The 12,893-nt window shown below is 71.7% G+C and carries 13 protein-coding genes; 1 reads left to right on the top strand and 12 read right to left on the bottom strand.

Annotated elements, in window-relative coordinates:
* Positions 1–4: 4 nt before the first annotated feature.
* The 10 genes from ASE68_RS17130 to tilS all read right to left on the bottom strand — a co-directional run bounded on the left by ASE68_RS17130 (position 5) and on the right by tilS (position 9,262).
* A complete protein-coding gene (locus tag ASE68_RS17130; protein ID WP_055862414.1) occupies positions 5–478 on the bottom strand; it encodes a DUF3180 domain-containing protein in 474 nt (157 codons plus the stop codon).
* Positions 475–960 (bottom strand): 2-amino-4-hydroxy-6-hydroxymethyldihydropteridine diphosphokinase, encoded by a 486-nt coding sequence (folK, locus tag ASE68_RS17125; RefSeq protein ID WP_055862412.1) that lies wholly within the window; start codon positions 958–960, stop codon positions 475–477. The genes ASE68_RS17130 and folK overlap by 4 nt, the downstream gene beginning before the upstream one ends.
* A complete protein-coding gene (gene folB, locus ASE68_RS17120; protein WP_235481084.1) occupies positions 957–1,328 on the bottom strand; it encodes a dihydroneopterin aldolase in 372 nt (123 codons plus the stop codon). Before folB ends, folK begins: the two co-directional genes overlap by 4 nt.
* The gene (gene folP / locus ASE68_RS17115) at positions 1,321–2,112 is read right to left on the bottom strand and encodes a dihydropteroate synthase (protein ID WP_055862648.1); all 792 of its coding nucleotides are present in this window, start codon (positions 2,110–2,112) and stop codon (positions 1,321–1,323) included. The genes folB and folP overlap by 8 nt, the downstream gene beginning before the upstream one ends.
* A gap of 20 nt (positions 2,113–2,132) precedes the next feature.
* On the bottom strand, positions 2,133–2,726 hold the full coding sequence (folE, locus tag ASE68_RS17110) for a GTP cyclohydrolase I (protein ID WP_055862409.1): 594 nt from the start codon (positions 2,724–2,726) through the stop codon (positions 2,133–2,135).
* 37 nt (positions 2,727–2,763) lie between these two features.
* Positions 2,764–4,782 (bottom strand): ATP-dependent zinc metalloprotease FtsH, encoded by a 2,019-nt coding sequence (gene ftsH / locus ASE68_RS17105; protein ID WP_055862406.1) that lies wholly within the window; start codon positions 4,780–4,782, stop codon positions 2,764–2,766.
* Between the two features lie 60 nt (positions 4,783–4,842).
* Positions 4,843–5,562 carry a DUF2652 domain-containing protein gene (locus ASE68_RS17100; RefSeq protein WP_055862404.1) on the bottom strand — a complete coding sequence of 240 codons (720 nt, stop codon included), beginning with the start codon at positions 5,560–5,562 and terminating at the stop codon, positions 4,843–4,845.
* A gap of 95 nt (positions 5,563–5,657) precedes the next feature.
* Positions 5,658–7,328 (bottom strand): MFS transporter, encoded by a 1,671-nt coding sequence (locus tag ASE68_RS17095; protein ID WP_055862402.1) that lies wholly within the window; start codon positions 7,326–7,328, stop codon positions 5,658–5,660.
* 66 nt (positions 7,329–7,394) lie between these two features.
* Complete coding sequence (hpt, locus tag ASE68_RS17090) at positions 7,395–7,946, bottom strand: hypoxanthine phosphoribosyltransferase (RefSeq protein WP_055862400.1); 552 nt, start codon at positions 7,944–7,946, stop codon at positions 7,395–7,397.
* 254 nt (positions 7,947–8,200) lie between these two features.
* Positions 8,201–9,262, bottom strand: coding sequence for a tRNA lysidine(34) synthetase TilS (tilS, locus tag ASE68_RS17085; RefSeq protein WP_055862398.1), 1,062 nt, complete (start codon positions 9,260–9,262; stop codon positions 8,201–8,203).
* A 92-nt stretch (positions 9,263–9,354) separates the two neighbouring features.
* Between tilS and ASE68_RS17080 the strand changes: the two genes are divergently transcribed.
* On the top strand, positions 9,355–9,840 hold the full coding sequence (locus ASE68_RS17080; protein WP_055862396.1) for an inorganic diphosphatase: 486 nt from the start codon (positions 9,355–9,357) through the stop codon (positions 9,838–9,840).
* A 211-nt stretch (positions 9,841–10,051) separates the two neighbouring features.
* Here ASE68_RS17080 and ASE68_RS17075 read toward each other — a convergent pair whose 3' ends face one another.
* Both ASE68_RS17075 and ASE68_RS17070 read right to left on the bottom strand, forming a co-directional pair.
* Positions 10,052–11,383, bottom strand: coding sequence for a C40 family peptidase (locus ASE68_RS17075; protein ID WP_235481083.1), 1,332 nt, complete (start codon positions 11,381–11,383; stop codon positions 10,052–10,054).
* Entirely contained in the window at positions 11,376–12,668 is a 1,293-nt protein-coding gene (locus ASE68_RS17070) for a M23 family metallopeptidase (protein WP_055862392.1), read from the bottom strand. The genes ASE68_RS17075 and ASE68_RS17070 overlap by 8 nt, the downstream gene beginning before the upstream one ends.
* Between the last annotated feature and the right edge of the window lie 225 nt (positions 12,669–12,893).

Below are 12,893 nucleotides of genomic sequence, written 5' to 3'. Positions count from 1 at the left end.
TCGTTCAGGCATGTGCGCGCTCCTCGTGCTCGGCGTCGGTGTCGTCGGGGGGCAGGGTGCAGAAGTGCTCGGCGACGAGGCCGCCGACGAGCAGCACCGCCCCGCCGATGGCCGTTGCGAACCCCGGCCAGACCGTGCCGAACGGCGGCATCACGCTGCGGGTGAGCAGGAAGGTCGCGACGCCGAGGCCGAAACCGAGCAGGAGCGCGCCGCTCACGCTGCTCGCCTTGGCCAGGACGGCCGTTCGCATCGCCCGGAACGGGTCGAGGTGCTTGGTCGCACGCGCTTTCACCGCCTTGCGGATCGGCCACGCCAGCACGACGACGATCGCGGCGATGCCGACGAGCGTGATCGCGAGTGAGATGGGCGGCACGATCGCCTTGCCGCCGGCGGAGACGATGAGCAGGTCGATGAGGTAGCCGATCACGACACCGGCCAGCACGGCACCGACGATCGCACTCGGGTGCGTGCGCTTCATCGCCTGGTCACCTCGTCGTGGGCATCGGCGCGCAGGGCGGCGATGCGTCCGCGACCGGGGATGACGGCGTCGGGCTCGAGGTCGAGCCACGGCTGCAGCACGAACGCGCGCTGCCAGGCCCTCGGGTGCGGGAGTTGCAGACCCGTGTCGTCGATGAGGAGCCCGTCGACGTCGATGAGGTCGAGGTCGAGCGTGCGATCGCCCCAGTGCTTCAGCCGCTGACGGCCGTGCGACGCCTCGATCTCGTGCAGCGCGGCGAGCAGGGCGTGCGGCGTGATCGCGGTCTCGACGATGACCACGCCGTTGAGGTAGCCGGGGGCGTCACGATCGACGCCGGTGTCGGTGATCGCCGGGGTCTCGTACACCGGGGAGACTGCCCTGAGCTCGACGCCCGGGACCTCGGCCAGCTCGCGGACGGCGCCCGCGATCGTGGCCTCGCGATCTCCGAGGTTCGCGCCGAACGCGATGACCGCGCGGCTCATGGGCGCACCCGCACGATCGACACCGAGACATCTCCGAAGGGAACGGTGATGGGCGCCTGCGGCTTGTGCACCGTGACCTCGGCCTGCTCGACGCCGGCGAACGACAGCGCGATCGACGCGACGCGTTCGGCGAGGGTCTCGATGAGGTCGACCGGGTCGCGCTCCACCGCGGCCACGACGGCCTCGGCGAGTTCGCCGTAGTGCACGGTGCGCGCGAGGTCGTCGCCGGATGCCGCAGCGCGCAGGTCGACCACGACCGAGACGTCGATGACGAACTCCTGGCCCTGCTCGCGCTCGAACTCGAAGACTCCGTGATGCGCCATGACCCGCAGGCCGGTCAGGGTGATGCGATCGCGAGTGTCAGCCACGTGTTCCACTCTGCCACGCCGCGACGACGTCGAGGGCGCGACGCGTGGCGCGCACGTCGTGCACTCGAACCCCCCAGGCGCCAGCCTGGGCCGAGAGCGCGCTCACGACCGCCGTCGGCAGGTCGCGTTCGGCCATCGCCGCGTCGTCGGGCAGCAGCGAGCCGATGAAGCGCTTGCGCGAGGCGCCGATGAGCACGGGCAGGCCGAGCCCTGCGAGCACGTCGAGCCGGCCGAGCACCTCCCAGTTCTGCGCGCCCGTCTTGGAGAACCCGAGGCCCGGGTCGAGGATGATGCGGTCATCGGCGACGCCCGCGGCGTGCAGCGCCTCGACGCGTTGCGCGAGCTCGTCGCGCACCTCGACGGCGATGTCGTCGTAGGAGTTCAGCACGTCCATGCGGTCGGAGTGGCCGCGCCAGTGCATCGCCACGTAGAGCGCACCGGTGTCGGCCACGGTCGGCACCATCGCGGCGTCGGCGAGGCCGGCCGAGACGTCGTTGATGATCTCGGCACCCGCCTCGACCGCAGCGGCCGCAGTGGCCGCGCGCATCGTGTCGACGCTCACCCGGATGCCCCGACGCGCGAACTCGCGTACGACGGGCACCACCCGGCGCAGCTCCTCGTCGGGTTCGACCCGCGCAGCGCCCGGCCTGGTCGACTCGCCTCCCACGTCGAGGATGTCGGCGCCGTCGGCGACGAGGTCGAGGCCGTGGGCGATCGCGCGATCGGCATCGAACCATTCGCCGCCGTCGCTGAACGAGTCGGGCGTCACGTTGACGACGCCCATGACGAGCGTGCCGTCGCCGTTCACGCTGTGCCGGCCCCGATGAGTGCGATGATCTCGGCGCGAGCTGCGGGCTCGGAGAGCGCACCGCGTGCCGCGATCGTGATGGTCGAGCTGCGCTCCTGCCTGGAGCCGCGGGTGGTCACGCAGCGGTGCTGCGCGTCGAGCACGACGAGCACGCCCCTCGGCCGGAGGCCGGCTTCGAGGGTGTCGGCGATCTCCTCGGCGAGCCGCTCCTGCAGCTGCGGGCGAGCGGCGAGCGTGTCGACGACGGCAGGGATGCGGCCGAGGCCGACGACCGTGTCGCCGGGCAGGTAGGCGACGTGGGCGGTGCCGACGAAGGGCAGCAGGTGGTGCTCGCACACCGACCTGAACGCGAGGTCGCGCAGCACGACGGCATCGGATGTCGCGGGCGCGCCCGACTCGGACGTGCCGACGGGCACGGCGTCGGCCAGGTGGGTCAGCGGGTCGACCGCGAGGCCCCCGAAGAAGTCCGCGTACGCTTCGGCGACCCTCGCCGGGGTGCGGCGAAGCCCGGCGCGCTCGGGGTCCTCGCCGATCGCGAGGAGGATCTCGAGCACGGCGCGTTCGATGCGCTCGGTGTCGACACCGGCCATGTCCACCCTCTCTGGTCGGCGGTGGGCGCCGCGGCGGCTAGGCCGTCGCGGGGCGCGGGTTCTGTCGAGGCGAGCGCTTGGGAGCGGGCTCCTCGAGAGGCGTGTCGCTCGAGTCGATGCCGCCGTCGACGGCACCCGGGTCGATCGGCGCCTTGTCGGTCGGGAACTCGATCGGCGGCACGTCGGAGACGGGTCGCTTGTCGCTCGAGAGCCAGAGCGGTCGCTCGGGCAGCTTTCGCACGTCCTTGAAGATCTCGGCGATCTGGTTGTGGTCGAGCGTCTCGTTCTCGAGCAGCTCGGCCGCGAGCTTGTCGAGGATGTCGCGGTTGTCGTTGAGCACCTGCCAGGCCTCGTCGTGCGCCTGCTCGATCAGAGCGCGCACCTCGGCGTCGACGCGCATGGCGATCTCTTCGGAGTAGTCGCGCTGGTGACCCATGTCGCGGCCGAGGAACACCTCGCCCTGCGCCTGTCCGAGCTTGACCGCTCCGACGGTGGCGCTCATGCCGTACTCGGTGACCATCTTGCGAGCCGTCGACGTGGCCTTCTCGATGTCGTTCGAGGCTCCGGTCGAGGGGTCGTGGAACACGATCTCCTCGGCGACGCGGCCGCCCATGGCGTAGGCGAGCTGGTCGAGCAGCTCGTTGCGGCTGATGGAGTACTTGTCTTCGAGCGGCAGGACCATGGTGTAGCCGAGCGCGCGACCACGCGGCAGGATCGTGATCTTCGTCACGGGGTCGGTGTAGTTCATCGCCGCCGCTGCGAGGGCGTGGCCGCCCTCGTGGTAGGCCGTGATGAGCTTCTCCTTGTCCTTCATGACGCGCGAGCGGCGCTGCGGACCGGCGATCACGCGGTCGACAGCCTCGTCGAGGGCGCGGTTGTCGATGAGCTGCGCGTTGGAGCGCGCCGTGAGCAGTGCGGCCTCGTTGAGCACGTTCGCGAGGTCGGCTCCGGTGAAGCCGGGGGTCTTGCGGGCGAGCACCTCGAGGTCGACGCCCTTGGCGAGCGGCTTGCCCTTCGAGTGCACCTCGAGGATGCGGTGGCGGCCCTTGAGGTCTGGCGCGTCGACGCCGATCTGACGGTCGAAGCGGCCGGGGCGCAGCAGTGCGGGGTCGAGGATGTCGGGGCGGTTCGTCGCCGCGATGAGGATGACGTTCGTCTTGGGGTCGAAGCCGTCCATCTCGACCAGCAGCTGGTTGAGGGTCTGCTCGCGCTCGTCGTGGCCGCCGCCCATGCCGGCGCCGCGGTGACGGCCGACGGCGTCGATCTCGTCGACGAAGATGATGGCCGGCGCGTTCTGCTTGGCCTGGTCGAAGAGGTCGCGCACGCGGCTCGCGCCGACGCCGACGAACATCTCGACGAAGTCGGAGCCCGAGATCGAGTAGAAGGGCACGCCCGCCTCACCAGCGACCGCGCGGGCGAGCAGGGTCTTGCCGGTGCCGGGAGGGCCGTAGAGCAGCACGCCCTTGGGGATGCGGGCGCCGACGGCCTGGAACTTCGCGGGCTCCTTCAGGAAGTCCTTGATCTCCTCGAGCTCCTCGATCGCCTCGTCGCTGCCGGCGACGTCGTCGAAGGTGACCTTCGGGCTCTCCTTCGAGACGAGCTTCGCCTTCGACTTGCCGAACTGCATGACCTTGTTGCCGCCGCCCTGCATGCCCGAGAGCATGATCCAGAAGAAGAGGCCGATGAGCACGAGCGGCAGGAGGATGCCGAGCATCGAGAGGAACCAGTTCGGCTGGGGGACCTCGTCGTTGAAGCCGTCCTTCGGGTTCGCCTCGTCGATCGCGGCGACCACGTCGGCACCGCGGGGCGTGACGTAGTAGAACTGCACCTGCTTGCCGAACTCGTCGTCGGCCTTCGTGAGCGTGAGATCGACGCGGTTCTCGCCGTCGACCATCTTGGCCGACGCGACCTTGCCGTCCTGCAGGAACTCGAGGCCCTGCTGCGTGGACACCTCTTTGAAACCGGAGGCGCTGATCAGGCTCGTCCCGATCCAGACGGCCACGATCGCCAGCAGGATGTAGATGATCGGCCCGCGCAGGATCTTCTTGATGTTCATGGTCTTGCAAGGCTACATCGGCGTTGCCGAGCGTCGGCCGAATGTTCGCTGTGGGCTGGATCAGGCCGCCGGGACGACGTGCTGGGGCTTCCGCGCGCCCACCATGTACGGCAGGCCGCGGCCGACGGCCGAGAAGGTCCGGCCGAGCCGCCCACGCCAGGTCGGCGACCGCATCGCCTCCACCGGATAGTCGAGATCGCCGACGTCGACGAAGAAGGCGCGCACCCGCCCGAACCCCTCGAGGTCGGGTGAGACCTCGCGCACGGAGCCCGGCACCGACCGCTCGCCTGCTCGGTAGAGGTCCTCGGAGAGCAGCACGTACTCGGGGATGTCGACCGGGTTCTTCAGCACGCGGTGAACGAGGATCACGTCGATGCCGACGAGCTTGGTGCGATCGCGGATCTTCTGGGTCGCCACGTCGCCGATGTGCGCGACGAACTTGAGCTTCAGCCCGTCGGGTCCCTTGCAGCCGGTGCACGGGCAGAGGTTGGCCGCGACGTACCGCCGTTCGAGGTGGAACGCCCGGTGCATCGCGGCGGCGGCGCGCAGGATGTCGGCCGTCTCGGCGTCTCCGGCGTCGGCCGCCCCGGCGGGCCGCGAGAGGAAGGCCGCATCGCCCTCGATCTCGATGAGGTCGAATCCGGGTGCGGCGTCGATCATCCGCTCGAGCATGCGCGCGGTGTTGACCTCGGCGTGCGCGAGGCTCATGCGGTGGGAGCTCATGTAGTCGGTGTAGCCACCGATGTCGGCGATCAGCAGGACGGCGCGGCCGGAGGTCATGCCTCACCATCCCACCATGTCGAGATCTCCTCAATACTCCGTTCGGGGGCGCCCGGCCGTGGGGCCACTCGGTCGGCTCGCCCGCGGCTCTGCTGTCACTCGGTCGACTCGTCGGGGGCGTACCGTCCGAGCCGGTCGTCGACGGCCTCGCCGGCCTCCCGGGCGCTGGCCGTGTATCCGAGCACCACGGCCAGGAACCGCTCTGGGCGGAGTGCGCGCAGCTCGAGCGCCGTCCTCGCCGCGACCGTGGCCGTCCGGCGGGTGCGGCGCAGCAGCGCGATCTCGCCGAATCCCTCCCCCGCACCCAGCGTGGCCACGACCCGTCCGTCGCCCAGCACGTCGGCCTCACCGGACTCGACCACGTAGTAGCGGTCTCCGGCATCCCCCTGCCTGAACACCACCGCGCCGGCGACGACCGCGACCGGCTCGAGGCCGCGCGCCAACTGCTCGATCGACGGCAGCGGCAGGGCGCGGAACATCGGCACCTGCCGCAGCAGCGCGACATCCGCATCGAGCGCGTCGACCGTGCCGTCCAAGCTGCGCAGTCGCCGCCAGCAGACGACCGCGAGCACCGGGCACACCAGCCCGATGGCCACGAGCGCCCCCTGCACGCCGAGCCAGGCGATCACGACCGCCGCGACGACCGCCCCGACGCCGATGAACACGGCGACCAGGCTCTCGAGCACCCCGAAGACGCGTGCGAGCACCTCGTCGGGCGCCAGACGCGCGATGAGCGTGAACCCGGCGAGGTCGATCAGGGCGTTGCCGACGCCCACGAAGGCGAGGAACCCGAGGGCCGCCGACTGCTGCGGCACCAGGCCGACGAGCGTGAGCGGCAGCCCCCAGAGGCCCACCCCGACGGCGAACCAGGCGCCGAGCCGCGCCGTGCCGACGAGGAACGAGGCCGCGAGGGATCCGAGCACCGCGCCCACGCCGACCGCGGACATCAGGGCGCCGACGCCGGGTTCGCCGGTGCCGAGCAGCTCGATCGCGACCACGACCGAGAGCACCGTCAGCGCGCCGCGCGTGAGCGCCTGCGCCGCTGCGAGCCCGAGGATGAGGAGCAGGTCGCGGTCGGCCGCCACCGCGCGCACGCCGTCGACGGCCTCGGCGAGGAGACTCGTGCGCCGCTCCGCGGCCGGGCGCGGGGGTGCGTCGTACCGCATGCCGACGAGGAGCGCGGCCGCCACGAACGAGGCGCCCGCTGCGACGGCGAACACGACGTCGACGCCCGTGAACCCGAGCAGCACGGCCGCGAGCAACGGGCCGATCAGGGTGGCCGCCGAGTCGAGCAGTCCGCGCACCATGTTCGCGCTCGCGAGCTCGTGCCCCGTGCTGCAGAGCGACGGCAGCAGGGCCGAGTGCGCCGGCCGGTAGAGGGTCGCGGCGATCGTGGACAGCACGGCCAGCGCGTACACGACGGCCGTCGGCCCGGCCGCGAAGACGACGACGGCGGCGGCGGCGGTCGCGACCCCGCGCACGATCGACACCAGGATGAGCACTCGCTCGCGGCGCCCGCGGTCGGCGATCGGGCTCAGCAGCGGGGCGAGGATCGCCGACGGCACCATGCGCAGCAGTCCGACGAGGCCGACCGCCGCCGCCCCGCCGTCGCGGTACGCGACGATGCCCAGCGCGACGGTGAACGCCCACTCGGCGGTCCACGCGCCGAGGAAGCTCAGCTGGGCGCGGCGCAGGTTCGGGTTGCGCCAATTGCTCGTGAACGCGGCGGCAGCGTCATGCAGTCTGCCGCGGCGCCGATCGCCCATGCGATGACTCTAGGGCCTGCGCGCCGCCGGCGGACGGGAGATCCGGGTGGGCACCGCAGGTCGAGGTCAGGAGTAGACGTGGGGCGCGAGGATCGCCACGTCGCGCAGGTTGCGGTAGCGCTCCGCGTAGTCGAGGCCGTAGCCGACGACGAACTGGTTCGGGATGTCGAAGCCGAGGTACTTGACGTCGATCTCGACCTTGGCCGCGTCGGGCTTGCGCAGCAGTGCGCAGATCTCGATCGAGGCCGCGCCGCGCGACTCCAGGTTCTCGAGCAGCCAGGAGAGCGTGAGGCCGGAGTCGATGATGTCCTCGGCGATGAGCACGTGGCGCCCGGTGAGGTCGGTGTCGAGGTCCTTCTGGATCTTCACGACGCCGGAGGACTTCGTGCCGGCGCCGTAGCTCGAGACCGCCATCCAGTCCATGCTGAGGTGCGTGCGCAGCTCGCGCGCGAGGTCGGCCATGACCATGACCGCGCCCTTCAGCACGCCGACGAGCAGCAGGTCCTCGCCCTCGTAGTCGGCCTCGATGCGACGGGCGAGCTCGGCGAGCTTGGCGTGGATCTCGGCTTCGGTGACGAGCACCTCGGTCAGGTCGGCTTCGATCTCGCTCGCGTACACGGCTGCTCCTTCTGTGCGGTGTGTTGCAGGATCACGTGCGTCAGGGGGTGATCGACGAACGGATGCCACGAGCCTAATCGCACGCACCCGGGAGGGGTCGCCCTGATCGGGGCCCACCTCCCAGTTCACTTCCCACCGACACGTCCGAGCGACCTTTTCAGGCCCACATCGCTCATACGTGCAATATGCAACCATGACCTATGTGGTCCTGAAAAGGTAGCGGCGGCGGCGGGGCCCCAGAGGTTCCAAGTGCATCAGTGATCGTGCGGCAGCACCTCGGTCGACCCGGTCGTCGAGAACACGACGTAGGCGCCGGCGCGGGTGGCGCGCACGCCGCCCGGAAGGTCGAGCGGGCCCTGCCCGTGCCAGTCGGTGACGAGCCTCGCGACCTCGAGCGTCTGCACGCGTGAGAGCGAGATGCCGAACTCGCTGCCGATCACGTGGCGGATGATGCGCTGGCGCAGCGCCGCCGGGTTCGCGGCGAGCACGCCGACCGACACGGCGATGCCGGCCTCGGCGGGCTCGCAGATCTCCTCGATGAGCTCCTCGATCTGGGCCTCGAAGGCTTCGTCGTCTTCGCGCAGCTGCTCGGCCGTGCGCACGAGCGCCTCGGCGATGCCCGGCCCCAGCTCGGCTTCGAGCACGGGCAGCACCCGGTCGCGCACGCGGACGCGCGCATAGGACGGGTCCACGTTGTGCGGGTCGATCCACGGCTCGAGTCCGGCGTCGAGGCAGGCCTCGCGGGTCGTCGCGCGGCGGATGCCGAGCAGCGGCCGAACGTAGCGCCCCGCGCGGGCGGGCATGCCGGCGAGGCTCGCCGCCCCTGATCCACGGGCGAGCCCGAGCAGCACGGTCTCGGCCTGGTCGTCGAGCGTGTGCCCGAGCAGCACGGACGCGGCATCCGTCGACGTCGCGGCCTCGTCGAGCGCGGCATACCGTGCACGGCGGGCGGATGCCTCGGGGCCGCCCTCGCCGCCGACCTCGACGCGGCGCACGAGCACCGGGTCGAGCCCCAGACTGCGGGCCTGCCCCGCAGCGCGCTCGGCGACCTCGGCCGAACCGGCCTGCAGCCCGTGGTCGACGATGACGGCACCCGCGCGAAGGCCCGCCCGCGGCGCCTCGAACGCGGCGGCCGCGGCGAGCGCGAGCGAGTCGGGTCCGCCGGAGAGGGCGACGAGCACGAGCGGCGAGGCGCCATCAGCGCTCGGCAGCACGGCGCGCACCGCCCGTCGGACGTCGGCGATCGACGGGGTCAGGCGCGGGCGACGGCTCGTCGCGGCATCCGTCGACTCATCCGGTTCGGTGGCAGGAGGCATCAAGTAACCTTATTCCGCCGATGGCGACCGGCCCCGGGGCCGGCCACGGCGCACGCTTCCAGACCGTGCTTCCACAATCAAGGAGAACCCACATGGGCGAGTACGCCGCCGTCATCGAGATCCCCAAGGGGAGCCGCAACAAGTTCGAGGTCGACCACGAGACCGGCCGGGTGTTCCTGGACCGCGTGCTCTACACGACCTTCGTGTACCCGACCGACTACGGCTACTTCGAGAACACGCTCGGCCTCGACGGCGACCCCGTCGACGTGCTCGTGCTGCTCGACTACCCGCTCTTCCCGGGCGTCGGCGTCAAGGTGCGCCCCGTCGGCGTGTTCAACATGACCGACGACGGCGGCAGCGACGCCAAGGTCATCGCGGTGCCCGCCGGCGACCCGCGCTGGAACCACATCCAGGACGTCGACTCGATTCCCGAGTTCACGCGCAAGGAGATCGAGCACTTCTTCGAGCACTACAAGGACCTCGAGCCCGGCAAATGGGTCAAGACCGAGGGTTGGGGCGACGCCGCTGAGGCCGAGGCCATCATCCAGGCCGGCATCACGGCGTTCCCGGGTCACTGAGACCGGGTCACTGCGACCTGGTCACTGAGACCGAGCGGATGCCGCGGCATCCGCACCGCCGAAGGGGCGGGCCGAACGGCTCGCCCCTTTCGCGTGCCCACGGCGAATCCGCTCGACCGGGCGGGACCGGCGGGGACGCCCGTTGCGGGTTCGACGCCCCGGAAGCCACCACGAGCGTCCCCGCTGCAGGGTCCGGCAGGGTGTTCGCGGCTCAGCCGGCCGGGCGGGCCGCCGCGGCGGGCGAGCCCCAGATGAAGTAGTCGCGCACGGGCACGCCCTCGCGGGGCGCCTCGAGGATGCGTCCGCCGCCGAGGTAGATCGCCACGTGGTAGTAGTCGCCGCCCCCGCCCCAGAACAGCAGGTCGCCGCGCTGGATGTCCCACAGCGGCACGGCCTGGCCGCGGGCGGCGAGCGTGTAGTACTGGTTCGTCGCCGAATGCGTGCCGATGCCGATGCCCGCAGCGCCGTACGCCGCTTGGGTGAGGCCCGAGCAGTCCCACACGTCGGGCCCCGCTCCGCCGAGCACGTAGGGCTCCCCCAACTGCTGGCTCGCGAACCAGATCGCCGTCTCGACGGCTCCTGCGTTCGGCGGGCCGGGCGCCGGGGCCGGGTCGACCGTTCCGCCCCCGCCGGTGCCACCGCCTCCGCCGCCGTCTCCCCCGCCATCGCCTCCGGAACCGCCGCCGTTCGCGGCCTCCTCGGCTGCCTCCGCCGCTGCCGCCGCTGCCGCCGCCTCCGCTGCGGCACGTGCCGCGGCCGCCGCCTCGGCCGCCTCGCGCGCCTGCCCCTCTGCCCGCTCGCGCTCAAGCTCGGCGGTCGTGCCCTGCAGGCTCGCGAGCTGCGCGTACAGCTCCTGCGACCGCTGCTGCTGCTCGGCGACGGCCGCGTTCGCGGCATCCGCTGCGGCTGCGGCCTCATCGGCCCTGGACTCCGCGAGGGCGGCGAGGCGCTGACGCTCGGCCGCGGCATCCGCTGCCTGGGCGCGGAGCGCATCGGCCGTGTTGCGGTCGGCGGTCGCCTGCTCGTAGAGGTCGTTCGCCTGCTCGCCGATCTTCGAGGCCATGCCCAGCTGCCGCAGGAGCTTGCTCGCATCGTCGCCGGACAGCACGAGCTCGGCCGAGAGGTCGCTGCCCGCGGACTTCGCGAGGTGCGCGGCGAGGAGGCCGGCGCGCATCTTCGAGATCTCGGCGACGGCATCGGCCTCGTCGGCCTGCACGGCGAGCTTCTGCTCGCGATCAGCGGCCCGATCGCGTTCGTCGACGGCGACCCGCCAGGCCTCGTCGGCGCGCATCGACGCCTCGGCCGCGGCATCCGCTGCCGTCTGCAGCCCCGCGAGCAGCGTGCCGACGCGGTCGATCTCGGCCTGCTTGGTGTGCTCGTTCGCCTTGGCCTGCTCGATCTCGCTCCACGACGGGTAGTCGGGGTCGGCGAAGGCCGGGCCTCCCGCTGCGGCGACGGATGCCGCGACCGCGCCGATCGCGACCGTCGAGAACACGGTCGCGGGCTTCACGCGCGACACGGGGCGGGTGCGGTTCTCAACCAAGGCCGACTCCTCGCGCCGCCATGAACGGGACCGGGTCGATGCGGTACCCGTCGGTGTAGACCTCGAAGTGCAGGTGACAGCCGGTCGACGCGCCCGTCGTTCCGCTGGCCGCGATGTTCTGACCCGCCTCGACCCACTGGCCGTAGCCGACGAAGGTGCCGCCGTCGCGGATGTGCGCGTAGCCGGTCCACACGCCGCCGCCGTGGTCGATCTGGATGTAGTTGCCGTACGTGCCCGACCAGCCGGCGAAGCGCACGACGCCGCTGTTCGCCGCGAAGATCGGGGCGTCGCATCCGGTGCCGAGGTCGGTCGCGTAGTGGAAGCTGTTCGAGCAGCCCCCCGAGGTGCAGATCGACGAGCGCGGCCCGTAACTGCCGGTGATGGAACCCCAGGCCGGCAGCGCCCAGCCGGAGCTCGCGATGGTACCGGGCGAGCCGTTGGCGAGCGCCTCCTGCCGTCGCTTCTCCTCGGCCTCGCGGCGCTTGCGCTCCTCCTCCTTGCGGATGCGCTCGCCCTCCTCGTAGGCCGCGGAGGTCTTCGCCTCGGTGTCCTTGAGGAACTTCAGCTGCTGCTCGAGCTCCACCTTCTTCGCCTCGGACTCGGCGAGGGCCGCCTCGGCCGCGGCCTGCGCCTCCTGCGCCGCCACGAGCGCCGCCTCGGCCGCGAGCCTGAGCTTCTCGCGCTCGCCCCTGGCGACCTCGGCCTGGCCGGCGAGCGAGGTCGCGGTGTTGGCCGCCTCGCTCGCTCCGTCGTAGATGGCCGAGGTGCGCTCGACCATCTTCTCCATGCTGCCGAGCTTGCCGAGCAGCGTCTCGGTCGCGACCGCGTCGCCCGCGTCGAGGAACAGGGTGACGCCGACATCCGTCGTGCCCGCCCGGTAGAGCTGCGCGGCGACCTGCCCGGCGTTCGCCTCGGCCTTCGCGGCCTCCTGCGCCGCGGCATCGGCCTGCGCCTGAATCTGGTCGGCCCGCAGCACCGCGTCGTCGTAGGCCTGCTGGGCGACGATGAGCTCGTCGGTGCGCCGCTCGGCCTCGGCGCGCGTTGCGGCCACGTTGTCCTCGAGCTGGGCGATGAGCCCCGTGATCTCGGTGACCGCCGCGGCGCCGGCCTTGGTGTCGGCCTTCGCCTGCTGCAGCTCGTCCCACGTGGGGTAGTCGGCGGCCCATGCGGCCTGGGGCGTCGAGATCGGCTGCACCGTTCCGATGAGCGCTGCGGCGACGACCGCGAGGCCCGCGACGAGGCGGCGGGTTCTGGCGGTCGATGTGCGTGAAGCGGTGCGTTCCATGGGGTGTCGTGCAGGCGTGCGGGGCCTGTCGCTCCTCGCTCTCGGTGCAGGGTGGCAGCCTCACCATAGGCACGCCTCACGCGTGATTCGGGCATTTCGCAGGCGTGTGGCGGATGCCGCGGCGGGGGTCGCGACACGGTCGCCGATGCATCCGCCGCGCTCGTTTTGCCATTCGGCGAATCGACCCGTATGCTTGCTTCTCGGCGGTCATGCCCCAGGCAAGAC

The organism is Agromyces sp. Leaf222, from assembly GCF_001421565.1.
Taxonomy (GTDB): Bacteria; Actinomycetota; Actinomycetes; order Actinomycetales; family Microbacteriaceae; genus Agromyces.
The sequence above is the reverse complement of the archived record's forward strand: the minus strand, read 5'-3'. Positions and strand labels throughout refer to the sequence as shown.